At 62.4% G+C, this 24,692-nt stretch carries 21 protein-coding genes; 15 read left to right on the top strand and 6 right to left on the bottom strand.

All coding sequences use genetic code 11. From position 1 onward, the window contains the following. Positions 1-39: 39 nt before the first annotated feature. On the top strand, positions 40-915 hold the full coding sequence (locus I6F33_RS21870; protein ID WP_225144122.1) for a hypothetical protein: 876 nt from the start codon (positions 40-42) through the stop codon (positions 913-915). A gap of 171 nt (positions 916-1,086) precedes the next feature. On the opposite strand, the gene I6F33_RS21865 is transcribed toward I6F33_RS21870, so the two are convergent. The 4 genes from I6F33_RS21865 to I6F33_RS21850 all read right to left on the bottom strand — a co-directional run bounded on the left by I6F33_RS21865 (position 1,087) and on the right by I6F33_RS21850 (position 7,198). Further along, entirely contained in the window at positions 1,087-3,417 is a 2,331-nt protein-coding gene (locus I6F33_RS21865) for an AAA family ATPase (protein WP_225144121.1), read from the bottom strand. A 579-nt stretch (positions 3,418-3,996) separates the two neighbouring features. Beyond that, on the bottom strand, positions 3,997-4,494 hold the full coding sequence (locus tag I6F33_RS21860; RefSeq protein ID WP_057030568.1) for a lysozyme inhibitor LprI family protein: 498 nt from the start codon (positions 4,492-4,494) through the stop codon (positions 3,997-3,999). A gap of 295 nt (positions 4,495-4,789) precedes the next feature. Further along, positions 4,790-5,743 carry a tripartite tricarboxylate transporter substrate binding protein gene (locus I6F33_RS21855; RefSeq protein WP_225144120.1) on the bottom strand — a complete coding sequence of 318 codons (954 nt, stop codon included), beginning with the start codon at positions 5,741-5,743 and terminating at the stop codon, positions 4,790-4,792. Positions 5,744-5,932: 189 nt separating this feature from the next. Continuing rightward, positions 5,933-7,198: an MFS transporter gene (locus I6F33_RS21850; RefSeq protein ID WP_225144119.1), complete on the bottom strand. Its 1,266-nt coding sequence runs from the start codon at positions 7,196-7,198 to the stop codon at positions 5,933-5,935. Positions 7,199-7,473: 275 nt separating this feature from the next. Here I6F33_RS21850 and I6F33_RS21845 point away from each other — a divergent pair, with 275 nt between their 5' ends. The 11 genes from I6F33_RS21845 (at position 7,474) to I6F33_RS21795 (ending at position 19,282) form a co-directional block, all read left to right on the top strand. Next, the gene (locus tag I6F33_RS21845) at positions 7,474-8,784 is read left to right on the top strand and encodes a UbiA family prenyltransferase (RefSeq protein WP_225144118.1); all 1,311 of its coding nucleotides are present in this window, start codon (positions 7,474-7,476) and stop codon (positions 8,782-8,784) included. 208 nt (positions 8,785-8,992) lie between these two features. Then, positions 8,993-9,607 (top strand): ribonuclease D, encoded by a 615-nt coding sequence (locus I6F33_RS21840; protein WP_225113827.1) that lies wholly within the window; start codon positions 8,993-8,995, stop codon positions 9,605-9,607. Positions 9,608-9,771: 164 nt separating this feature from the next. Next, positions 9,772-10,503 (top strand): LPS export ABC transporter periplasmic protein LptC, encoded by a 732-nt coding sequence (gene lptC / locus I6F33_RS21835; protein ID WP_036003378.1) that lies wholly within the window; start codon positions 9,772-9,774, stop codon positions 10,501-10,503. A gap of 5 nt (positions 10,504-10,508) precedes the next feature. Then, on the top strand, positions 10,509-11,225 hold the full coding sequence (locus I6F33_RS21830) for an LptA/OstA family protein (RefSeq protein ID WP_225144117.1): 717 nt from the start codon (positions 10,509-10,511) through the stop codon (positions 11,223-11,225). Between the two features lie 224 nt (positions 11,226-11,449). Further along, the gene (gene lptB, locus I6F33_RS21825) at positions 11,450-12,451 is read left to right on the top strand and encodes an LPS export ABC transporter ATP-binding protein (RefSeq protein WP_225144116.1); all 1,002 of its coding nucleotides are present in this window, start codon (positions 11,450-11,452) and stop codon (positions 12,449-12,451) included. Between the two features lie 90 nt (positions 12,452-12,541). After that, positions 12,542-14,179, top strand: coding sequence for an RNA polymerase factor sigma-54 (rpoN, locus tag I6F33_RS21820; protein ID WP_225128030.1), 1,638 nt, complete (start codon positions 12,542-12,544; stop codon positions 14,177-14,179). A gap of 81 nt (positions 14,180-14,260) precedes the next feature. Beyond that, positions 14,261-14,866, top strand: a complete 606-nt coding sequence (gene raiA, locus I6F33_RS21815; protein WP_036009184.1) for a ribosome-associated translation inhibitor RaiA — start codon at positions 14,261-14,263, stop codon at positions 14,864-14,866. A 219-nt stretch (positions 14,867-15,085) separates the two neighbouring features. After that, complete coding sequence (ptsN, locus tag I6F33_RS21810; protein WP_008141251.1) at positions 15,086-15,547, top strand: PTS IIA-like nitrogen regulatory protein PtsN; 462 nt, start codon at positions 15,086-15,088, stop codon at positions 15,545-15,547. Between the two features lie 347 nt (positions 15,548-15,894). Further along, the gene (locus tag I6F33_RS21805) at positions 15,895-17,178 is read left to right on the top strand and encodes an O-antigen ligase family protein (protein ID WP_225144115.1); all 1,284 of its coding nucleotides are present in this window, start codon (positions 15,895-15,897) and stop codon (positions 17,176-17,178) included. Between the two features lie 13 nt (positions 17,179-17,191). After that, on the top strand, positions 17,192-18,211 hold the full coding sequence (locus tag I6F33_RS21800) for a glycoside hydrolase family 5 protein (protein ID WP_225144114.1): 1,020 nt from the start codon (positions 17,192-17,194) through the stop codon (positions 18,209-18,211). A 231-nt stretch (positions 18,212-18,442) separates the two neighbouring features. Beyond that, positions 18,443-19,282 carry an outer membrane protein gene (locus tag I6F33_RS21795; RefSeq protein WP_036009176.1) on the top strand — a complete coding sequence of 280 codons (840 nt, stop codon included), beginning with the start codon at positions 18,443-18,445 and terminating at the stop codon, positions 19,280-19,282. A 36-nt stretch (positions 19,283-19,318) separates the two neighbouring features. Here I6F33_RS21795 and I6F33_RS21790 read toward each other — a convergent pair whose 3' ends face one another. Next, entirely contained in the window at positions 19,319-19,945 is a 627-nt protein-coding gene (locus I6F33_RS21790) for a GNAT family N-acetyltransferase (protein ID WP_036009173.1), read from the bottom strand. A gap of 92 nt (positions 19,946-20,037) precedes the next feature. Next, positions 20,038-20,673, bottom strand: a complete 636-nt coding sequence (locus tag I6F33_RS21785; RefSeq protein WP_050991851.1) for a TetR/AcrR family transcriptional regulator — start codon at positions 20,671-20,673, stop codon at positions 20,038-20,040. Between the two features lie 303 nt (positions 20,674-20,976). Between I6F33_RS21785 and I6F33_RS21780 the strand changes: the two genes are divergently transcribed. The 3 genes from I6F33_RS21780 to I6F33_RS21770 are packed head-to-tail and all read left to right on the top strand — an operon-like array spanning position 20,977 to position 24,545. Beyond that, complete coding sequence (locus I6F33_RS21780; RefSeq protein ID WP_225113820.1) at positions 20,977-21,780, top strand: SDR family NAD(P)-dependent oxidoreductase; 804 nt, start codon at positions 20,977-20,979, stop codon at positions 21,778-21,780. A gap of 38 nt (positions 21,781-21,818) precedes the next feature. Continuing rightward, the gene (locus I6F33_RS21775; protein ID WP_036024411.1) at positions 21,819-22,949 is read left to right on the top strand and encodes a DUF5938 domain-containing protein; all 1,131 of its coding nucleotides are present in this window, start codon (positions 21,819-21,821) and stop codon (positions 22,947-22,949) included. A 57-nt stretch (positions 22,950-23,006) separates the two neighbouring features. Next, positions 23,007-24,545 carry a long-chain fatty acid--CoA ligase gene (locus I6F33_RS21770; RefSeq protein WP_225144113.1) on the top strand — a complete coding sequence of 513 codons (1,539 nt, stop codon included), beginning with the start codon at positions 23,007-23,009 and terminating at the stop codon, positions 24,543-24,545. Positions 24,546-24,692: the final 147 nt, after the last annotated feature.

Genomic DNA, 24,692 nt, shown 5'->3' with positions numbered 1-24,692 from the left:
GTCATTGTCCAAACCATTCTTGGACGCGCAACGCTCTGGATGGCCGCCGTATTTCCATCCCTGACACCAGAGTGGCCGGTAGCTAACCGAGTCTTTTTTTGCTATCTTACGGATGTAATCTTATTTCAACTCGATCCAGAGATGCTAGTCGCGCAATTATCGGAGGCGAGCGTGTTTGTATGCCGTCGCTTAATTGTGTTGGTCACTGCGTTGCTCCTCGCCTCCTGCATAGACGACGCTGAGAATAAACGCATCGAGGCAAAGAGTACCCCTCAGGCTAACGAGCTACAAAAGCCTCTGGCAAAAGCGATCGAGTCGGATCGATCGGGTTTGACTAAGAGCAGCGAAGAGCTAGCCAGTTTGCTCGCCAGCCACATGAGAGATGCTGTCGCCAAGTTCAAGCGGCCGCGTTCGCTTTTTCTTGGAAATTCTTATCCCGTCCAGCTTGAGTTGAGCACAAACCTTGGAAAGGTGGAGCGGGACGAGTGGAAGGGATTTGAGGGAGAGTTAAAGACGGTGCAATTGCGCGTCTCGCAAGGTGTATCGGCTCAGCTAACTGGCCCGCCAGACATGCTGCGGATCACTGCCCGTGATGAGAAGATGAAGTCGCTTCGATTCAATGAGACGGTTTATTGGATCTGGGACGTTGAACCCTTGAAACCGGGGAAGGCCACAATCACCTTGGAGGTGGTTTCCTACATCCAGGATGGCAAAGATCGTGCCCCCTACCCAATTCGAGTTTTGCAAGATACATGGGACATCGAAGGCCTCGGTATAGAATGGGTGAGGTATCAAATTGCGCAGATAGAACCGATCCGAGCGTTCGTTTATTCCACCACAGCGGGTTTAGCCGCAGTTCTCGCATGGCTCGGTATAACCGGTAGGAAACGACGCCGACCGGACTTCGAAACCTGAGCTAGTGAGGTGTTCGTTTTCGACGGCTGACAGAGCTGCCGCGTCCCTGCTTGCCGTGTCACATCCAACGAGTGAGTCTGTCTAATGAAGCTCATCAAAGGTGAGCGGAGCTGACGTCCAGAGATTGGACACGGGGGACAACCCTCTCAGACAATTCCGCCGGAGCGTCAGCTACATTTTCCAGCGGATAGCATCGCAGTCGCACCTAAAATGATGGTCCTTGACGGCGGCATCCCAAACCGGGTGCTCGCAGGTCTCGCAGGTGAGTGAGGCTATCGCTGCCTCGCAAGCATCGATCAAACGCTCAGCTTCGCTCCTCGACACGTAGCGGCCGTGGGTCCCGGCATTCGCAAATGGAAGCAACAGTCCATGTGCTACTTTGGCCTTGTGTGTAGGCACATCCCAGGCCGTGTATTCGTCACCGTTTTTCCTGCGCATTTTGCGGTCGCAGTCTTTTGAGAGCCGTTCAAGCAGATCGCCAGCGAACCTAAGGTCATTTTTCGGACCTTTTATGAACGGCACCAGAACACCAAGCACCTCAGCAATTGCTGCTAGCTGCGTGTCCATTACTGCCCTAGCCTTCGCGGCAGCGCTCGCGGGATCGCTCTCTAAGAGCTCTCTAGCCAAATCAAATCCCCCGGCGTTGCTCGCCCAGCGAATGCCGATAGCCGGCTCCTTCCAAGGCAACAGAATCTTAAAGCGCCAAAGCTTGGCTGCGAGGCGGGTTCGAAGCTCCACGAACCAATCGTAGTCGTGCGTAAATATGAAAACCTGTCTGTCGGAGAACTCTTGAGAAAGCAGGTCCGTCACATAGCTCCGGTGCTCTCGATCAAAGCTACTAACCACGTCATCCAATACAAGCGGGCCGTCTTTACCATCTCGTTTCGCGAGGGCAAGAAAAACGCAGAGACCCAAGCTGTTTCGGTGGCCCTCTGATAGGGTTAGTCGTGGGCTTAGCTGCTTCCTTCCATAGAACCGCAGTGCGATATCGACAGCTTTGTCTAAGCCGTCCGGCTGATAGAGATGAACTCCGTCTATTGGCTCTGCAGGATGCAGAACGGCCCACATTCTCTGGATGTCGTCGCTTATGCCTTTAACCACCGACTTCGTCTGAACCTTAATCTCTTCGCGTGTTTCATTCTCCATGCTCGTGATGAAGTTCGTGAGCAGATCGATTTGTTCAATCCTGGATTTTAGCCTCAGTATCTCAGGAAAGTGGCTCGCAGCGTCGAGCATACCCAGATCAGCAACGAGCTTCTCTATGGAGGGTGGAACGTGGTTTGCTGCTGTCTCAAGTTCGTCTGCGACGCAGTGAATGATTTTGGTAAACGCCGTGGAGGATGCGTCTAGCTTGCCCTCTCGGACCGCTTCGATCTGCAGGGCGCGAAACTGGCTAAAGTGTTCCTTGATGTGCTCAGCAACAATCGCACTGTGCCACCCCTCCAGCTCAGGGCGGCCGAGACTACTTTGAACAATAGCGATGCTGTCCGCGAGCAAGTTGAGTGCCGCATTTCGCTCGCCAAAAATCGCGATGGCTGCTTCCAGCCTCAACTTCTCGCTGGCAACGTGGGCCTTCAGATGGCTAGCTAAGACGCTCTGGCCACATGCGGGACAGTCAATGTTGCCATCGGCGTTGAGCTGCTCTGCAAACAGCTGGGTGCTTTCAAGGATGGCAAGCCGGGTTTCGATAAGTGGTTCCGAAAGCTTTAGGGCTTCACCCGCCAGACGCTGAACCTCGCTGAGATATTTCTTAAGCGGCTGATCCGCGGCTGTCTTTATCGCTAAGTGAGTGGCCTGCTCCGACTGAAGCCCACTCACGACCCTTTCTAGCACCGGCCGGAGTTCATTCACCAAGGCCTTCAGGCTAGTCGGCTCTGACCCATCAGACATATATGCACGATAGATGGCCTTCAGTTTCTCCTTTACGATTTCCCAATCATTTGATCCGAACTTTGCTCGCCAATCTAGTTCCAACTGCGAGAGGCGACCCTGGAGCCCAGCATAGTTCGCGATCTCGTAGACCTTGCGCCCGAGTGCCCTGAGATTGACGGCAACGTTCTCTAAAGAATTGAGCCCGAGCAATGGCAGCAGGACGGAATACTTATCTCCTGCGCTGGCCTTGATGAACTCGCTCACTTCGTCTTGTCGCAGGATGATACGGCGAGAATTCCAGTTCGCTATGATCTCCCGGTTGGAAATGCTGCATGCGCCGTTCGGAGCAATGGTCCCTTTAATAGAGGCGCCTTTAAAGCGTAGCTCAACGTGTCGATCTGCGTCTGGCGCGGCGCCGGTGTTGATAACTCCCAGTTCCTGCCTGCGGCCGCTGTACGAGTGGGCGAGATGCTGAAGCCTGCCTTGAGAAAGCAGGTATTCGATGCCGTCAACGAATGACGACTTCCCTGATCCGTTCGGCCCGTGAATTACGACACTCTTGTTTTGCGTCTCTAGCGAAACCTTGATCGACGCGCCCCGAAACCAGCTAAGCGCAATCTCTTCGAGCATCAGGATTCCCCAAGACTATTCAGCAATTGCTCGGCTAGGGCCGCCAACCCTCCGGGGGAAAGCCTGCGTTCGGCTAAAGGCCCTCGCATTTCGGCCTGAAGCAGAGCCGCCGTCTTAGTAGGGACGGACATGTCAGAAACCGCGTTAGCCATCCTAGTGGCAATCCAGTCAGACTCAGCCATGGCGGGCTCGTGTGGCGAATGGCCTGGCTGAGCTTCGTCTTCCGACACGTTCCATTTCCCCCTGGTGCCCTTTGATTCTCAAAGGGGACTATACGAAAAATTGAACCAACAAGATCAAACAACTGCTCTCCCGTCCTGCAGTGCGAACAGCACTGTGTAACAATGCCTCGACGAGGTCAGAAAAATGCGATAAGCATCAATACGTTGCAGTTTCGCCAAGGCAATCCTTTCCTGGGCACCATCCCCTGCTCAAGCGATTGAAATCGCTCATCCGCAGGACATCGAGCTGCTGACCGGTCCGCGACACCGAAGCACGGCGCTCATGGCGCCGAATGGCCGTCGTCGCCACGTCGGAAGGTGCCGGCAAGGCCGGTGACCCGAGCCCCCCTAGGAAGCCTCAGTGCTCGTTGACCGCAGCGCCCAGCTTGATCAGGCTCAGCGAGCGGTTCGCGGTCTCGCGCAGGCGGCAGTAGCTCGCGCCGCCCCGGTACATGCCGGGGTCGACGTTGTCGAAGACCGCGCAGAGGCGATCACGCGAGGCGGCGAAAACTTTCTGCGAGTCATTGACGGCCTTGATCGCGTCGGCGAACCCGCCGGCCTGAACCTTCTTCAGCGCCTCACTGGTTTTCTGCGTCCAGACGGCGAGTTCGCGCGCCGCGCAGGCCTTCCATCTGGCGACATCGTCATTCGCGCCCTCTGCCGCCTTGATGCAGGGGTCGGCGACGAGCCCGACGCAGGCGCTGCCGAAACCGCCGGTTTTCTCCACCTTCTTCAGGCAGGCATCGATCACGGCAAGGTCGGCTGGCGCGGTGCTCTGGGCGGTGTCTTGGGCGAAAGCCATCGATGCCAGCGGGAGGCCTGCGGCGAGAATCGCGGCGGCAAGCTTGAATTTCACGGGAGATCTCCGTTCGGCGCATCGATGCAACCTTGGTCACCGGAGGCCCGGCGTGGGTTCACCCGAATGTGGAGCAGGAGCCGTTCCTCACACCACCTTCTTCCCGGTCCGCTCCGCCACCGCCTTCTGCACGTCATATCTGGAAACCATCTGGGCGGCTCCGCAACGACGACCGTGCATTTGACACGCCGGCAGACGCCCGGAGTGTCGCCATGATCCGCTCGATGTCGGCTGGGCGCCGAATACGGAGAGCCACGACGAGCAAAGCGGGCTGGGCTACTAGGCCGCGACGCGGCTAATCCGACGGCTTGACGCCGAGATCGCCCAGGATGCGGAGCATCACGTCGCTGTCGCGCTTGAAGATCCGATTCGTCGTTTCGAAATCGGCCGGCGATGACAGGATGAAGTTGTTCAGCATCTGCTGAACTTTCGGATCGGTTCCGGCTTGGATCAGCAGCGGCGAGAGGCGATCGACGATATCCCGCGGCGTGCCGGACGGCACCGCAAACGTCGTGAAGGGACGCAGATTGTAGAAGTCGCCGATGGCGCCTTGTTCGGTCATGGTCGGCGTGTCCGGATGGGGCGGCAGGCGGGTGCCGACCACGCCGATCAGGTTGCCGGTGCCGGCCTGGATGACGGGCGCGGCTGCGGCATAGCTCCCGGCGGCGCCATCAAGCGTCTGTCCGGCGACGTCATTCCACATCGGCGCCTCGCCGCGATACTGGATGACCTGAACCTTTATGCCGTATTGCTTGGCGATCGTCTCGATCAGGACGTGCGGCGTCGAGCCCACGCCGTAGGATCCCCAGTTCACGCTGCCGACTTTCTTGCAGTATTCGATGAACTCGCGCAGATTGGTCGCACCGGTCTTCTTCGCCGCCACGACCGGACCGCCAGCGCCGATGACCATCGTCAGATAGGTAAAATCATTTTCGGGATCGTAGGGCAGGTCTCTTACCGTGACGCGGTTCTGGATCAGCGACGACGAGATCGTGCACAGGATGGTGGTGCCGTCCGGATCGGCGCGTTTCGCTTCTGCCACGCCGATGACGCCGCCGGCGCCGCCCTTGTTCTCGACGATGACCGGCTTGCCCACCTGCCGCGCCAGGAAATCGCCGAACGCGCGCGCGATGCCGTCGGTCTGGCCGCCCGGTGGATAGGGCACGATGATCCTGATCGATTTGGACGGCCACGCGGATTGCGCCTCGGTCCTTACAGCCGGCGCGCACAACGCGACGGCCGAACCCATCACGAATGTTCGTCGTGTCAGCTTTCTCATTTCCCGCCCTTGGTCTTGTTGTTTCTTGTCGAGTCGCGAGGACCGATCGGATGAAACTAGCGAAGAACGTGGCTGCGTGACGTGCGGCACTGTGTCCGCAACAAAGCAGGTGACTTCCACCACGCGGAAAACGCATTCGGACGGCGGCTCCTCTCCCCCTCACACCACCCGCTTCCCCGTCCGCTCCGCCACCGCCTTCTGCACGAAGTACATCATCACCAGCGTGATGATCGTCGTGGTCACGACGACGTAGCCGATCCGGTCGAAATGGAGCAGCGCGCCGTCCGCGCCTTGCGCGATGATCGCGCTGGCGAGCACCGAGCCGAGCCCACCGGAGAGTTGCTGGAGCGAGGCGCTGACCGCGCTGAACGAGCCGCGCTGGCCGGGCTCCGGGATCGCCGACATCAGCGCCTGCGAGGGGATCATGCGCGAGAAGATGCCGACGAACATCAGCACGTTGACGATGATTGCGGTCGCGAGCGAGACGTGGCCGAGATGGGTGTAGATCAGCACCATGAGCACGGTCATGGCGCAGCCGAACACGAAGGTCGGATATTTGCCGAACGTGTCGCTCGCCCGGCCGACCAGCGGCCCCGTGACGATGCTGAACAGGCCGGAGACCAGATAGATCGTCGGCAGATGCGTGATGTCGATGCCGAGATTGTGCACAGTGTAGGCGCTGGAGAACGGCATCAGCATGTAGCCGCCGGTCGCCAGCAGCGTCGTGACGGCGAAGGCGAGCGTGTAGCGCGGCTCACCGACCGTCGCGACCAGATGGCGGAACGGGTTTCTGTCCTGTTTCAGCTTCAGATGCGCGTCGACCGGCTCCATGGCAAAGGCGATGATGGCGATCGTCACGATCGACAGCACGACGATGGCGATGAAGCAGACATGCCAGCTCCAGTGATTGGCGAGAAACAGGCCGGCGGGAATGCCGAGCACCTGGCTGGCGGCGAACGCCGTCTGGATGATTCCCATCACGCGGCCGCGCATCTGCAACGAGAACAGGTCGGTGATGATGGCGAGCACGACCGCGCCGATCACGCCGCCGAACAATCCGGTCACGATCCGGCCGATCAGCAGCACATGGTAGTTCGGCGCCACCGCGCACAACAGCGTGCCGAGCGTGAAGCCGACATAGAAGAACAGCAGGAGGCGCTTGCGATCGAAACGATCGGCAAAGCCGGCGGCGAGGATGCCCGATAGTCCCGCACTGAACGCATAGGCCGATACGGCAACGCCGAACTGCCCCGCCGTGATGCCGAGCGCGGGCATCAGGATAGCGCCGAGCGGCGACATGATGATGAAATCGAGGATGATCGTGAACTGCGTCAGCGCCAGCAGCGCGATGAGGAGCGCCTGGTAGCGCGAAAATCCGCGCGGACGCTGGTCGTCGATCGGCGCAGCGAGCGTTGGTTCGGTCATGGCACCTGATCCAGGGTGGGACCCCCGGGGAGGGAAATTGGCAGATAGGGTGGGCCGGGACGATATCCACGGCGCGCGAAGCAAAAGTTCTGACGGTACAGGAAGCTCGCGCCGGATTGTGGGATCCGGGCAACAGCGCCTCGGGCGGAAGCCGCCCCCATCTCTCCAGGTGAATTAAGCCGCCTTTAGTGAATGTTCCCATAGGGTTGGCCGTCCAATTTCCTGCTCCCCCGGCCGAATGCCGGTCATGTCACGGCAAGTCAGAGCGTTTTCGGATGGAGCAGCGTGCCTCCCAGTATGATCCTGGCCTGTCCGAGCCGTCGGCGGCCCGGACCCTCGTCATCGACCTCGAAGGCGCGCTGCTGCGTTCCGAACTGCTGATGGAGGCGCTGTTCTCCAGCCCCGGCCGCATGCTGGCGCGCTTCGGTGCGGGCGGACGGGCGGGGATGGCGGCGCTCACGGCGATCCTGGCGCGAGCCGAGATCGACTACGCCCATCTGCCCTATGATTCCGATGTGATGAACCGGGCGCTGGCGGCACGGGCGCGCGGTGAGAAGATCTATCTCGTCGCGGATCGGCTCGCCGCTCATGCCGCGGCGATCTCAGCGCATCTCGGCTTCGATGGCGTCGTCACGCACGCCGATCTCGCGGCGGGGCGCGTGCCGTTCGATTGTGCCTCCATCACGCGCATCGAAAATCGCGAGGTCCGCAGAGCCGGCCTCGCCACCTGGGTGAAGGCGCTGCGGGTCCATCAATACGCCAAGAACACGCTGGTGTTCGTGCCTGCGCTCACGGCGCATCAGCTGAACCTTTCGACACTCGGCTACGCGCTGCTCGCATTCCTGGCGTTCTCGGCCTGCGCCTCGGGCGCCTATCTGATGAACGATCTGCTCGATCTCGCCGCCGACCGGCAGCATCCGAGCAAGCGCCACCGCGCGCTCGCGGCGGGCGATTTGCCGATCTCCTCGGCGCTGTCGGCCATTCCTGCATTGTGGTTGTTCGCGCTTGCCGCCAGCCTCTGCATCTCGCCGCTGTTTCTCGGCGTGCTCGGCCTCTATCTCGCCACCACGATCGCCTATTCGCTCGTGCTCAAGCGCAAGATGCTGGTCGACATCGTCACGCTCGCCGGCCTCTACACGCTTCGCATCGTCGCCGGCGCAGTCGGCGTCGGCGTGGTGCTGTCGGAATGGCTGTTGATCTTCTCGCTGTTCGTGTTCACCTCGCTCGCCCTGATCAAGCGCTTCAGCGAGCTCAGCATGCGCGAGAGCGTGGGCCTCGCCGATCCCTCCAACCGCGACTATCGCGTCACCGACCTTAACGTCATCGCCGCGATGGCGGCGGCAAGCGCCATGAACGCGGTGACCGTGTTCTCGCTCTACGTCTCGTCCTCGGCGGTGACGCCGCTCTACAGCCGCCCCTGGATGCTGTGGCTGCTCACGCCGCTGCTGCTGTACTGGTTCGGCCGTGCGCTGATGATGGCGCATCGCCGCGAGATGCCGGACGATCCGATCCTGTACGCGTTCCGGGACGGCCCCAGCCGCACCGCAGTCGTGGCGATGATCTGCATCATGCTCGCCGCGATCTGACCGACCCGTAAGATCACGGCCGCTTGCGTGACCTGTTGCGACTGGCTACATCGCGATCCATTCGACTAAAGCGCGATGCGATTAAGATGAATCGTCATCGCGCTTTAGGTTATTGATTGAGCATGATCTTTTCGGAAAACCGCTGCACACTTTTCCGGATCATGCTCTAGCCTATGATATCGACGCACCGATTCGACCCGAGGGTTTCATGACCGTACGCCTGCACCGCGGCGACCTGCCCGACCTGTCCCGCTACACCGGAGCGGTCGCGATCGACACCGAGACCATGGGGCTGAACCCGCACCGTGACCGGCTCTGCGTGGTGCAGCTCTCGCCCGGCGACGGCAGCGCCGACGTGGTGCAGATCCCCAAGGGCCACACCGACGCGCCGAACCTGAAGGCGCTGCTGGCCAACCCGGCGGTCACGAAGATATTCCACTTCGCGCGGTTCGACGTCGCGGTGCTGTACCAGACCTTCGGCGTCATGACCGGGCCGATTTATTGCACCAAGATTGCGTCCCGCCTGACCCGCACCTACACCGACCGCCACGGCCTCAAGGACCTCGTCCGCGAGGTGCTCAACATCGACCTCTCCAAGCAGCAGCAGTCCAGCGACTGGGGTTCCGACAGCCTGAGCGAGCCGCAGCTCGCCTACGCCGCCTCCGACGTGCTGCATCTGCATGCCTTGCGCGAGCGACTGGACGCCATGCTGGTGCGGGAAGGCCGCAGCCAGCTGGCGCAGGCCTGTTTCGACTTCCTGCCGACCCGCGCCCTGCTGGACCTCCAGGGCTGGGCGGAAGAGGACATTTTCGCGCACTCCTGAAGGCCACCCGTGGCGGTTAGCCCGGGATTGCCGCCCCGTTTCGGACACTTTCGTAACGGCCTGTCGCCGGCTGCATATTTGGGCGGCGCCGGATAGAATGGGGTGCGCCCCCTCGACCGGACAAGGCGAGCGATACGTCAGGAGACAGGTAAGCAGGAACCCCGGTGAATTCGGCCCAGAACCCCACCTACGACGCCGCGCTTGCGGCGAAGTTTGCCAGCGCGGCCCGCCACAGCCGCCTGGTGCGGATTCTGCGCATCGCGGTCCCGGGTGCTGTGGTGCTGTCCATGGCTGTCATCGTCGGCGTCTCGATCTTCAATCCGTTCCGCATGCTGATGCCGAAGCTGCCGCTCGACTCCGGTAATCTGGTGGTGTCGGGCACCAAGATCACGATGGAATCGCCGCACCTCGCCGGCTACACGCCGGACCAGCGGCCCTACGAGCTCTGGGCCAAGACCGCGACGCAGGACATCACCGATCCCGATCATGTCGATCTCAATGACCTGCGTGCGAAAGTGCTGATGGAGGACAAGTCGACCCTGTTCCTCGATGCCCGCACCGGCCGCTTCGACAACAAGCAGCAGCAGCTCGATCTGCGCAAGGACATCTTGCTGCGCACCTCGACCGGCTACGAGGCGCGGCTCAATTCCGCCTTCGTCGACATGGGCAAGGGCACGGTCTCCTCGGACGAGCGCGTCGACGTCAAGCTGACCAACGGCACGCTGAGTGCGGATCGCCTGCGAATTACCGAAGGCGGCGACGTCATCCGCTTCGAGGGCAATGTGGTGATGCATCTGGACAAGCTGGATGAACCCGCCGCTGCTCAGCCTGGACCAACCGAGCCTGCGCCGACGAAGACGCGCACGCCTCAGAACAAGTCTGCCAATTCGAAGTGATTTTCATGATGAAGTTCTTCTCGCGCAACGACAACAGGCGCAGCGCGATCGTCAGCGCAGCCGCGCTTGCCTTTGGTGTCTTGATCGCATCCGGTGAAGGCCGCACGCAGAGTTCGGCGACTGCGCCCAACAACGCGCTGCAGGGCTTTACGCAAAACCGCGATCAGCCAATTCAGATCGAAGCGGCCTCGCTCGAGATGCGCGACAAGAAGAAGGAGGCGACCTTCTCCGGCAATGTGAAGGTCGTGCAGGGCGACACCACCATGACCTCGAAGACGCTGGTGGTGTTTTACGATTCGGGCGGCGGCGACAAGCCGGCCGCGCCGCAGCCTGCGGCGAAAGCGACCAAGAACGCGCCGATGCAGTCGGCGCAGCCGGGTCCGGGCGGCAGCTCCTCGATCAAGCGGCTCGAGGCGCGCGGCAATGTCGTGGTCACCCAGAAGGACCAGGTGGTGACGGGGGAGACCGCCGTGTTCGACACCAAGACCAACCTGATCACCATGTTCGGCGGGGGCTCGGGCCAAGTCGTCATGACCCAGTGCAAGAACGTCATGCGGGGCGATCGGCTGACTGTCGATATGACGACCGGCGTGTCACGTGTGGAATCCGACAGCGGCCGGGTTCAGGTCCTGCTGCCGCAGGGCTCCAGCAACGATTGCGGTTCGGGCAAGCCCGGCGGCGCGCCGCCTTTGCAGTTACCCGGTGCAAGTAAACCAAAATGAATTCAACGGCTTGGTTCGGATGCGGCCGAACCGAGGGTTGAAGCCTGCCCGGCGAGCCTGTATCTAGCGCGCAGGGCTTTCGAAGCGGGGTCCGCCGCTTTTCGGGCGTGTTTCACTGGGCATGAGACATTCCTTCACCCATGCTGCGTCGGCCAATCGCTCAGGCTGGCGCGACAGATCGCGCGGATTTCGCGCAAGACGACGCCAAAGGCTAGAAGGCGGGGATGGTCGATCTCTTCAGCATGTTCCGTCGGCGCCCCGCCAAGCGCGGCCGGCCAGGATTTGCGCGTCAGGACATCACTGCGCTCGGGGACAGCGTCGGCGGCCTCGTGCCCAGTCCCGTCAGGGACACGCCGATTGCCCGCGACCAGCCCCGCGGGCCCGACCAGTTCCAAGGTGACTACGAGGCCGACTATCAGGCCGAGCCGCGTCCGCAGGCGGTTCATCCCGTCCGAACGGCCGCCAGGTCCAACGGTGCCGGCGCGCCGCAGCTGTTGAAGCGGCCCGGATTCCTGGCTGTGCATAGCGTGGAAAAGGCCTTTGGCAGCCGCCAGGTGGTGCGCGGCGTCAGCATCTATGTGCGCCGCGGCGAGGCCGTCGGCCTGCTCGGCCCGAACGGCGCCGGCAAGACCACCGTGTTCTACATGATCACCGGCCTGATCAAGGCCGATCGCGGCGCGATCGAGCTCGACGGCCACGACGTCACCAAGCTGCCGATGTATCAGCGCGCGCGGCTCGGCATCGGCTATCTGCCGCAGGAAGCCTCGATCTTCCGCGGCCTCACCGTCGAGCAGAACATCCGCGCCGTGCTCGAAGTGGTCGAGCCCTCGCGCAAGAAGCGCGAGCAGCAGCTCGACTCGCTGCTCGACGAGTTCAACATCACGCGCTTGCGGAAATCACCGTCGATCGCGCTGTCCGGCGGCGAGCGTCGCCGCGTCGAAATCGCGCGCGCGCTGGCGACGCGGCCGAACTACATGCTGCTCGACGAGCCCTTCGCCGGCATCGACCCGATCGCGGTCGGCGACATCCAGGACCTCGTCCGCCATCTCACCAATCGCGGCATCGGCGTGCTGATTACCGACCACAATGTCCGCGAGACGCTCGGCCTCACCGACCGTGCCTATATCGTCTATGCCGGGGAAATCTTGACCGAGGGAACCCCGGATGAGATCGTTGCCGATCCGGACGTGCGCCGCCTTTACCTTGGCGAGGAATTCCGCCTCTAGCCCTTTTTTCCAATTCGTCAACCCGTGTACATCGGGCTGAGACTAGGATAAGCAAAAATCGGACCAACTTTTGGGATCGGTTCTTGCTTCATGGCGCTTACGCAGAGATTAGAGTTCCGGCAATCGCAGTCGCTGGTCATGACGCCGCAGCTGATGCAGGCGATCAAGCTGCTGCAATTGTCCAATCTCGATCTCACGACCTTCGTGGAAGAGGAGCTCGAGCGAAACCCGCTGCTGGAACGGGCCAGTGACGAGGCCCCCGCGGGCGAAGCTTCGGCCGAGGCCGGCAGTTACGGCGATTCCGGGGGCGGCCAAGGTGACGGTCATGGCGATGGCCAGGGCGAGGACGGCTTCGGCGGCAGCGCGGAAGGCTTCGAGCCGGGCCAGGAAGAATGGATGAGCAAGGATCTCGGCACCCGCGCCGAGATCGAGCAAACCCTGGACACCGGCCTCGACAACGTCTTCTCCGAGGAGCCGGCCGAGGCGGCCGCGCGCAACGCGCAGGATGCCGCGCCAACCACCTATACCGAATGGGGCGGCGGCGCCTCCGGTGACGAAGACTACAATCTCGAAGCTTTTGTCGCGGCCGAGACGACGTTGTCGGGCCATCTCGCCGAGCAGCTCTCGGTTGCCTTCACCGCGCCCGCGCAACGCATGATCGGCCAGTACCTGATCGACCTCGTCGACGAGGCCGGCTATCTGCCGCCCGATCTCGGCCAAGCCGCCGAGCGTCTCGGCGCGTCGCAGGCCGAGGTCGAAAGCGTCCTCGCCGTGCTGCAAAAATTCGATCCGCCCGGGGTCTGCGCGCGTTCCTTAAGCGAATGCCTGGCGATCCAACTGCGCGAGCTCGACCGCTACGACCCCGCGATGCAGGCGCTGGTCGAGCATCTCGATCTGCTCGCCAAGCGCGACATCGCGGCTCTTCGCAAGATCTGCGGCGTCGACGACGAGGACATCGCCGACATGATCGGCGAGATCCGCCGCCTCAATCCCAAGCCCGGCATGAAGTTCGGCTCGGCGCGCCTGCAGACCATGGTGCCCGACGTCTATGTCCGCCCGGGTCCCGACGGCGGTTGGCATGTCGAGCTCAACAGCGACACCTTGCCGCGCGTGCTGGTCAACCAGACCTATTATTCCGAGCTGTCGAAGAAGATCGGCAAGGACGGCGACAAGTCCTATTTCACGGATGCGTTGCAGAACGCGACCTGGCTCGTGCGCGCGCTCGACCAGCGCGCCCGCACCATCCTGAAAGTGGCGACCGAGATCGTGCGCCAGCAGGACGGGTTCTTCACCCACGGTGTCGCCCATTTGCGCCCGCTCAATCTGAAGGCCGTCGCCGACGCCATCCAGATGCACGAATCCACGGTGTCGCGTGTCACCGCCAACAAATACATGGCGACCAACCGCGGCACGTTCGAGCTGAAATATTTCTTCACGGCCTCGATCGCCTCGGCCGACGGGGGCGAAGCGCATTCGGCGGAAGCGGTGCGTCACCACATCAAGCAGCTGATCGATTCGGAGGAGCCCTCCGCGATCCTGTCGGACGACACCATCGTGGAACGCTTGCGCGCCTCGGGCATTGATATTGCCCGCCGCACGGTCGCGAAGTACCGCGAAGCCATGCGCATACCTTCCTCGGTGCAACGCCGCCGCGACAAGCAGAGCGCTCTTGGTAACGTCCTCTCTACCGCCTTGTCCGATCGCTCCCGCAATCCCGAACCGGCCTGATTGCGCTGGCGCCAAATCGCGCTACTCTCGATGCCCCATCGAGACCGATCCAAGCTGGGCACCAACCAAGCGAGGCATCACATGACTCTCAGAATCTCGGGAAAGAGCATCAGCGTCGGCGAGGCGCTGCGCGGCCGCGTTGCCGACCGCACCGACGAGGTGCTGCGCAAATATTTCGACGGCAATTATTCCGGCCACATCACGCTGAGCAAGGACGGCTTCGGCTTTCGCACCGATTGCGCCCTGCATCTCGATTCAGGAATCACGCTGGAAGCCGATTCGAACGCACCGGATGCCTATGCCAGTGCCGACCAGGCGCTGGTGATGATCGAGAAGCGGCTGCGGCGCTACAAGAACCGGCTCAAGGACCGCTCCGCGCGCAAGGCCCATGCCGCCTCCGAGGCGATGGCTGCGCTCGACGCCACCAGCTATGTGCTGGAAGCGCCCGGAGAGGGCGAAGAGGAAGTCGCCGGCTACAGCCCCGTCATCATCGCGGAGCAAACCACGTCGCTGAAGCGGCTCTCGGTCAGCGAAGCCGTCATGGAACTCGATCTCAGCGGGGCACCCTGCCTGGTATTCCAGCATGGCTCGTCCGGTCGGGTGAACATCATTTACCGCAGGGCGGACGGCAATGTGGGTTGGATCGACCCGCCGGGAGCCAAGGTGGACGGCCAGGGCGGTGGCTAGGCCCGCCAGCCGGCGCCCGTACCATCCCGGCCCTTAACAATGACGGGGGCAAAGCCGCACGCGGGAGTTGGCACCGGGATTGCGTTGGAGTAGAAGCCCCCCACATCTGGATCGGGGCTAAGTCCGCCTCCTGCTTCATGTTATTGACGCCGGCCGAGCTTGGTCTATCAAGCTGGCCAAATCGGAACCTGACGGTTTAATTCACCTCGGAAAGCTTCCATGCCGATTACCGATCTGGTCGCGCCCGAGGCGATTCTCCCGGCATTGAAAGTCAACAGCAAGAAGCAGGCGCTGCAGGAGCTGGCGGCCAAGGCCGCCGAGCTGACCGGGCAGAACGAGCGCTCGGTGTTCGAGGTGCTGCTGCAGCGGGAGAAGCTCGGCACCACCGCGGTCGGCTATGGCGTCGCCATTCCGCACGGCAAGCTGCCCAAGCTGGAGAAGATCTTCGGCCTGTTCGCGCGGCTCGATCGTCCGATCGACTTCGAGGCGATGGACGGCCAGCCGGTCGATCTCGTCTTCCTGCTGCTCGCCCCTGAAGGCGCCGGCGCCGATCACCTCAAGGCGCTCGCCCGCATCGCCCGCCTGCTGCGCGACCAGGACATCGCCAAGAAGCTCCGCGCCTCGCGCGATGCGCAGGCGATTTATTCCGTGCTGGCGCTGCCGCCGGCAACGGCGGCGTAACCTTTCTTTTTTCCCGCCCGGCAAGGGCCCAATCGTGTCTCGCACCTGATTGTGAGGGCGGCGTCCCGTCATGCCACCTTGATCTCAAAGGTAGAAGGTACGACAATCTTCCCGCCTGAGACGCACGGCACAGTGGGCGGCGCCAACATCCGCTGAGAGCCGTTCGAAGCCGTGGACCGAGCGGACGTGACTGGGAATGGAATGACGCCGTTGCGCCTCGCCGCCGCGGCGGGAGAGCGGCTCTGGGAATCAGGCCTCGACCGGCCGATGCCCGCGGTAGGCGCGCGTGCGAAGGCGCTCGTAGTGCACGGTGTGGGAAGATCCGCCGCGCTTCAGGCGGTCCGCTCATGACCAGCCTGCACGATTCCGAGGAGGACGCCAGCGCGATCTGGACAGCGCCCCGCGTCGGCGTGGAGAAGCTCGCCAGAATCGTGATGCGTGGCTCGATCACCGTCAATGTGATCGCGTCGATGGGTGTCCTGCAGCCCGCGCTGCTTCCCGCAGAATGGAGCTTCGTGCAACAGGCCGTTGCGCTGTTGATGTGGGTCATCCTGATCTACGCCAGTGCCTTCGTGCGACCCTGCCTGCGCGTGCAGCCCAATCCCGATTTCATCGCGCTGGTCGCATTCTATGCTCTCGCCGCTGTTTCTGTGCTCTGGACCGGCCTCGCCACCGCGGCGATCATGAAGAGCGCGGCCCTCGTGATGACGACCTTTGGTGCGTACTGCCTGATCACGCGGATCGACATCGACGAGATCGTCGGAGCGACGGCGCTGGGACTCTTCATCTTGGTCGCCGCCTCGGCCCTGTGCGCGGTTTTCGTGCCCGAGATCGGCGTCGATCAGAGCTGGATGCACAACGGCCAGTGGCAGGGAATCTACGAATCGAAGCAGACCCTCGGTTTCATCAGCGCCTATCTGATGTTCTTTGCCTGCTATCAGAAGATGACGGGCCAGGGCTGGACAGTTTTTCTGCTGACGTTTCTCCTGGCATCGACATGCGTCATCGCCTCGGAATCGCGTGGTGCCGGTGCCGTTGCAATTGCCGCCGGTGCACTACTCATGACCTCCCTATGGTCGATCCGCTGCATGAGGATTTACGCGGTGCTGCCGGTCGTCATGTGCATCCTGGCTGCGCTCCTGATCCTGTATTTCTATGTCACGGGCTACGATTCCATCCATCTCGGCGAATCGACCATCAATCTGACCGAGCGGACCTTCATCTGGCAGTACGCCATCGGCCATTTCGACGATGCGCCGCTGCTGGGCTTCGGCATCAACGGGTTCTGGACGCGCCCTGCGATTTACGACTATTTCAACCAGAACCACGGCTGGGTGCTGGACAATTATCATAGCGGCTATATCGCGGTGGCGATGGAAACCGGATTCCTGGGATACGTGCTGTTCGTGGCGAGCGTCTATCTGTTCTCGGAAAAGGTCCTGTACCTGATCGCCACGCGGACGATCGACCGTCGCCACTGCGCTCTCATCATCGGATTCGTCGTCCTCAGCTTTCAATCGAATTTCACGGAGACGATGTTCCTTCGCTCGACGATGTTCACTTCGGTGCTGCTCGTCGCATTCTTCTTCGCGGTGTGCAGGCCGGTGCCACAGCAAGGCCTGCAGCAATGATGGGGCAGCCAGGATGAATGCCATCTGCGTCCGCTGGGCTGTGACTTTCGGTCTCGCCTTCGCGCTCTCCGTGCTTGCAATCTGCTCCCCGGCAGAAGCAGCCGGACAGGCCGCGTCCGCGCCCCCAAAACTGGGGCGCGGCGTCAACATCCTCGGCTATGACGGCATTTGGGAGGGAGGCCGGAACGCGCCATTTCGTCTGGACAACCTCACCGCGATCAGGCGCGCCGGGTTCTCGCACGTCCGGATCAATTTCTTCGGCTTCAAGTTCATGGACCCGGAGAATGCGCTGGATGAGATCGTCTTGAGGCGGCTCGATGCCGTGATCGAGGAGGTGCTCGCCCGAAATCTCATCCCCATCCTGGACGAGCACGATACCCATATCTGTCAGCGCGACGTCTCCGCGTGCGCCGGGAAGCTGAAAGCGTTCTGGACGCAAATCGCCGCGCGCTATGCCGGAAAATATCCGAGGCTCGTCTTCGAGGTGCTCAATGAGCCGGGCGGGCAGATGACGTCCGCCGCCTGGAACGCCCTTCTGAACGAATGTCTCGGCATCATCCGCGCCACCAACCCCCGGCGGCCGGTGATCGCCGCGGTTCTCAACGTCGACGAGATGCCCGTCGAGGACTTGGTCCTGCCGCCGGATGACCGAAATATCATCGTCACGTTTCACTATTACGCGCCGATCCGCTTCACCCATCAGGGCGCACCGTGGTCGCCGACGTTCTCGCAAATAGGCCCGCTCGATTGGGGCACGCCGGAGGACGAGCAGAAGGCGCGCGCCGATTTCGACAAGATCCGGTCCTGGTCCGAACGGGAGAAGCGTCCGATCTATCTCGGTGAGTTCGGCGTATACGAGGCCGCGCCAGCCGAAGCACGGACGAGATATCTGTCGTTCGTGGCGCGAAGCGCGGAGCGGCTCGGCTGGGCCTGGGCCTATTGGCAATTCGATCATGATTTCGCAGCCTTCGACAGCGCGCGTCAAAGCTGGAAGCCGGAGATCATGCGGGCGCTGATTCCGGCGGGGCGGTGAGGCAGGGGCGTGACCTGAACTCGGCCGCGCCGGTGCGAAGCCATCCGACGATCGGATAGTTCAGCCTGGAGCGCCGTCATCAGGCTTAAGGCGCCGTGTTGCGGCGCGTTGTGATCAAACAGTATCGAAGTACCAAATGTATCGGAGTGTTGCTCCTCGAATACAGCGCGCGGAGGCCAGCCGATGTACCTTACCGGAGATTTCTATCGCTGATTGCTTCGGGGGTGACGAATGAAACGACTGCTGCTGGCGACGTCGGCTCTGATTGTCGCAGGCTCCGCTCAAGGTGCCGATCTGGGAGCTCGTCCCTACACGAAAGCGCCGGTTGCGGCGGCCGTGCCTTTCAGTTGGACCGGCTGCTATGTCGGGGGTCATGTCGGCGGCGGTGCGAGCCGAACGGGCTTCACGGATCCCGGCATCGGAACGGGGGCGGTCATCTCGCCTGCAATGACTATAGGCAGTGTGCCTGGTGATCGCATTGGGGTGAACGGAGACGTCGGAATTGTAGGAGGCGTTCAGGTAGGTTGCGACTACCAATTTGCCAGCAATTGGGTGCTCGGGATTGCCGGCGATTTCACGGCCACCGATCTTCACGGCACCGCCAACGATCCCTTCTTCGCCGGAAAGACCGGCGCGCCCGCCACTCTATCGAGCCGCACCGACTGGGTCGCCAGCGTCACGGGTCGGGTCGGCTACACATGGGATCGCTTGCTCGTTTATGGCAAGGGCGGCGTCGGGTTTGCGCATGACCGATACAATCTGAACAATTTCTCGTCGATTGGCGGCTTCTTTTGTCCCGGTGTGGGATTCCTCGTTTTTGAGCCCTGCAATTCAAGCGCCAGCACCGATCGTGTCGGCTGGGTGGCAGGTGCCGGTGTCGAGTGGGCCTTCGCCCCGAACTGGTCGGCCTTGGTCGAGTACACTCACTACGGCTTCGACAGCAAGCGCGTGGGATTCGCCAATCCAGCCGCCGCCACCACCGCGTTGATCGATATTCGTCAGGACATCGATATCGTGAAGGTAGGTATCAACTATCGGTTCGGCGGGTCACCCGTCGTCGCGAAGTACTGATTGATCGCTTAAGCAGACAAAGGGAGCGGCCGGGGCTCAACCTCGCGCCGCTTCCATGCGATTCACGATCCGCTGCCCGATCGGGCTCTTCAACCAGGCCTGGAAACCGGGCCGGTCCCAGATCATCCGACGCAATACCAGAAGCGATCCATCCGTATGCGATCGCACCGGTTTTTCGGGTTCGGGCTCGAGCGTCCATCCGAGCTTGGACAGATATTGAATGGTCGTCTGATTGCGCTCCAGCACGAACGCGCGGATGCGGCTCAGCTTGAGATCGTCGAACACGAACCTGAGCAGCGGAATGAAGGTGTTCACCGTCGCTCCGGCATTGCGGTGCTCCTTTTCTCCGATCACGGCGCTGACGAGCGCCTCGCTCGCCGCCGCGTTGATGTCGAGGCGGATGAAGCCGACATGGATGCGGCTGCCGCGCTCGAATATCCCGAGCAGGAGCCGTTCGCGCTGATCGAAGGATTTGATGTAGTCGGCGATCTCCGCCTTGGTCATCGCGCGCGGTGACGTGTTGAGGACATGCACGGTCCAGGGATCGGACAACCAGTCCGCCCAGCGCTGCGAGGCGTCATCGCGCTTGATGGTGCGCAGAAAATAGCGCCCGGCCGGAAACCACAATTGCTGCTTGGGCAGACGTTCGACTTTCGGCGGCATGCCGCATCTAAGCAGTTTCGAGACGGACGATCAATTTGGATGGCGCTAACGTGCAGGTCTCGTGCGGCGACGGTGGGCGCCGCTTCCGCGCTTCAGCAGACCGTCGGCAGCAGGCGCCGGACTTCGTCGAGCAGTTCGGGGACCGCCCTCTTGTCACCCGCGAGGTGCTTGAGCAGCGCACTCTGGAACAGACCGTCGAACAGCGCGTAGAGCGCGCCTGGCGACGACGCCGGCCGCTTGCCGCCGAGCTCGGCATAGCGCGAGGCAATGCGCCAGATCATCGCTTCCAGGCTCTTGTCGATCTCGAGGACATCCTTGCGAAACGCCGCCTCGAACATCGCCTGCGAGCGCAAATCGTACCAAAGCCGGTGCATGCGGGCTTCGTTCTGCAGCGTTGCTGCGAGCTTGGCGAGGAAGCCCTCCGTCAATTCGTCGCGGCTCGTCGCTGTCGCGACGACCTCGTCATAGCGCGTCACGCACTTGGCCTTGTAGTGGCGAACGCAGCAGCAGATCAGGTCGAGCTTGTCGCTGAAATAATAGTGGAACACGCCGTGCGTGAACGCCGAGTTCTGCGCGATCTCCCGCAGGCTGGTCCGGGCGAAGCCGAGCTCTCCAAGCGTTTCGAGCGCGGCCTCGGCAAGCTCGATGCGTCGCGCGTTGAACTTGTCGTCTCGCACGATCTCCGCCACGGCCTCTCGCTTCGCCGCTCCTGTCGCTTGCCGCGCCATCGTCGCGCTGTCTCCCGTCTCTTGGTCACCACGATCCCGTCGTCGGTCATCGTCTACAGACCATCCTCTTTGACAACTGTCAAATTTTGTCCTTGACAACTGTCAAGTTCCGGGAGGAGTGTGCGCGCCAAGAAATTTGGACAGTCGTCAAGACGTCAGCAAATGGAGGAAATGCACTCGCCGGCGCCGCGCCGCCGGAACGGACTCGCATGCCGTTGCGCAACCGCGCCGGCACCGTGCTGCCAACCCAGCACGCACCGATCATCAGCGAACAGATCAGTCCAAGCCAAGGGAGGACGTGCGATGAGTGAGAAGAGTCTTGATGGCCGCAAAGCCCTGGTCACCGGCGGAGCCCGCGGGATAGGAGCGGCTATTGCAGAAGCACTGGCGCGCTCCGGTGCGGCGGTCATGATCGGCGACATTCTCGATGACGTCGGCAAGGATAGCGCCGGCGAGATCGCCAGGCTCGGAGTGAAGACCGGCTTCGTGCATCTCGATGTCGCCGACGATGCGCAGTGGGAGAAAGCGACTGCTGCGACGGTCGCCACCCTCGGCGGCTACGACATCCTCATCAACAATGCCGGCATCGAGATCACGTCGCTGGTCAGCGAGATCAGGGCCGAGGATGCGCGGCGGATGTGCGACGTCAACATCGTCGGCACCGTGCTCGGCATGAAGCACGCCTTCCGCGCGATGCGGCCGGGTGGACCGGCGGGCAAAGGCGGCGCGGTCGTCAACATCGCGTCTGTCGCGGCGACGATCGCCTTCCCGAGCATCGCGGTCTATTCCGGCACGAAATCTGCGGTCGATCGCATGACGCGGGTCGCGGCGATGGAGGCCGGCAAGCTCGGTTATGGCGTGCGCGTCAACTGCATCTATCCTGGCTTGATCCCGACCGACATGGGCCTGCAGCTCGCCAACGACATCGTCAAGATCGGTCTCGCGCCCGACGTCAACGCCGCGGTCGGCTCGGTGGTGGAGCAGACGCCTCTCGGCAAGCTCGCGGAGGTCGGCGACATCGCCAATGCTGCGGTGTTCCTGTGCTCGAACGAAGCCCGCTTCATCACCGGCATCGGACTGCCGGTCGATGGCGGCATGGGAATGTGAGCTGCAAACCCGACAACGAACATTTCGGAGGAACGACAATGAGCGCGAAGAAGCCCGTCATCGTCTATGGCGCGTCCGGCTACACCGGCCGGCTGGTCTGCGAATACTTACGCGAGTACAACATCCCCTTCATCGCCGCGGGGCGCAGCGCGGAGAAGCTCAACGCCGCAATGAAAGCGAACGTGGCCGGTATCGAGACCGCCGACTACGAGGTGGTGGAAGTGCCGCACACCGTGAGCGCACTGACGGAGCTGTTCAACGGCGCCTCGGTGGTGCTCAACACCGTGGGCCCCTTCGCCAGGTTCGGTGCCGAGGTGGTGCAGGCTTGCTGGGCGTCCCGATGCCACTACACCGACACGACAGGCGAGCAGGACTGGCTGATCACGCTCGAGCAGGAATGGGGCACGAAGTTCGCCAATGCCGGCCTGCTGCTCGCGCCGGGCATCGCGCAGATGTACACCACCGGTGAGATTGCGGCGCAGCTGTGCCTGGAGACGCCCGGCCTCGACACGCTCGATATCGCCGTGTTCTGGGGCGGCAGCCCGACCATCGCCTCGACGCAGACCATCCTGGTCAACGCCGCGATGGCAAAGGCCTACTATCTGGAGCAGAACAAGTATGTCGAGCATCAGGCGGATGCCGGCCTCTACAACCTCGCCATCCCCGGCCAGCATGAGCTCGCACTGGCGCTGCCCTGGGGCGGCACCTCGCACCCGGTGTGGTTCAAGCGCGATCCGCGCGTGGCCAACGTGAAGGTGCTGGGCGGCGTGTTCAACCGCGCGCTGATGCTGGGCGTGCCGCAGATCGTCGCCGCCGCGCTGGACGCGACCAAGAACATGAACCCCGACGACCGCTACACTGCTTTGGCGCAGACCGCCGCCGGCGTGATGAACACCATGCCGCCGCGCGAGAACCCGCGCGTCAACAAGTCGCTGGATTCGGTGCATGCCTCTGGCCCGCTCGGGCGCGCGCACTGCGTCATCAACGGCAACAGCAATTACAAGCAGACCGGCTTGTTGCAGGCCTATGCCGCGGCGCATCTGCTGCAGCAGCCGCCCAAGCGCGTGGGTTTCGCCTCCGGTTGCCAGGCGTTCGGTCATCACGAGCTGCTCGGCCAGCTGCGCAGCTTCGGGCTGGTCAGCAGACCGATCCTCACCGTGCACGACTGAGCAAGATCACGGGTGGCGCGGCCGCGCGCCACCCGCCAGCTGCTTCCGGGATTGATCATGCGCTTCATCGATTACCTCGACAAAGGTGCCTCGCTCGGCCCCGATGCGCCGTGCCTGACCATGGACGGGCGCGATCTCAGCTACCGCGAGGTGCAGTTGCTGAGCTATCGCGTCACGCGCGGGCTCGCGCGATCGGGTATTGCTGCCGGCGAGAAGGTCGCAATCCTTTCCGGCAACGATCCGGTCGCGTTTGCATGCGTGTTCGGGATTTCCCGCGCGGGCTCGGTTTGGTGCCCGATCAATCCGCGCAACGAGGCGGCCGAGAACCGGCTCATCCTCGACCAATTCGACTGCAGCCTGCTGCTGTTTCACTCGAGCTTCGCGCCGATGGTCGAGGCGGTGCGTGCAGAGCTGCCGAAGCTGCGTGTCCTCGTCTGCCTCGATGCCGAGTTGCCCTTCGCGCCCTCGTTCGACGGCTGGCTCGCGGGCCTGTCCGCCGACCAATATCAACGCGAGACGGTCGACGATCTCGCGATGCTTCCCGGCACCGGCGGCACCACCGGAAAGCCGAAGGGAGTCATGCTGTCGGGTCGCAACATCGAGGCCATGACGGCACTGACGCTGATGGGCTATCCCTTCAAGGGTCGTCCGGTCTATCTCGCGCTCGCGCCGTTGACCCATGCGGCCGGTGTGCTGTGTTTCCCGATCATGGCGCTCGGCGGCCGCGTCGTGATCATGCATCGCCCCGACATCGCCGAATTCCTCGATTTGATCGAGCGCTACCATGTCACGCACACCTTCCTGCCGCCGACATTGATCTACATGCTGCTCGATCATCCCAAGCTCGACTCGGCGAAGCTCGGGTCTCTGCAATGCTTCTGGTACGGCGCGGCACCGATCTCGGCCGCACGGCTTGCGGAGGCGCTCCGGCGCATCGGGCCCATGGCGCAGTTGTTCGGTCAGACTGAAGCGCCGATGATGATCTCGATGATGGCACCGGATGAGCATTACAATGCCGATGGCACGATCGCGATGGAGCGCCTCGCCTCGGCGGGGCGGATCAGCCCGTTGGTGCAGGCCGGCATCATGGATGGCGACGGCAATTTGCTGCCGACCGGCTCACGCGGCGAGATCGTGGTTCGCGGCTCGCTGGTGATGGAAGGCTACTACAAAAATCCCGAAGCCACGGCGGAGGCCTCCGCGCATGGCTGGCACCACACCGGCGACATCGGCTACATCGACGACGATGGCTACCTCTACATCGTCGATCGCGCCAAGGACATGATCATCACCGGCGGGTTCAACGTCTATTCGATCGAGGTCGAGAACGCGCTGCGGGCGCATGAGGCGGTACAGGATTGCGCCGTGATCGGCCTTCCGGACGAGAAATGGGGTGAGCGTATCGTCGCCGTGGTGCAGCCCCGTGCCGGCCAGAGCGTCGATGCGACGGCGCTGGCGGCCTTCGTCAAGCAGCGGATCGGCAGCGTCAAGACACCGAAGCAGATCGAAGTCTGGGACGATCTGCCGCGCTCCAAGGTCGGCAAGGTGCTGAAGCCGGATATCCGCGCGCGGCTGGCAGATCGCTCAGGCGGTTAGTTAGAGCGAAATGGCTTTAGGTTGAATCGATTGTCGCGGCTTGTTCACCTCTCCCGCTTGCGGGAGAGGTCGCGCCGAAGGCGCGGGTGAGGGCTTTCTCCTCTTGGGGATTGTCCCATTGCGGAAGCACCCTCTCCCCAACCCTCT

The organism is Bradyrhizobium sp. BRP20, from assembly GCF_020194215.1.
Taxonomy (GTDB): domain Bacteria; phylum Pseudomonadota; class Alphaproteobacteria; order Rhizobiales; family Xanthobacteraceae; genus Bradyrhizobium; species Bradyrhizobium yuanmingense.
The sequence above is the reverse complement of the archived record's forward strand: the minus strand, read 5'-3'. Positions and strand labels throughout refer to the sequence as shown.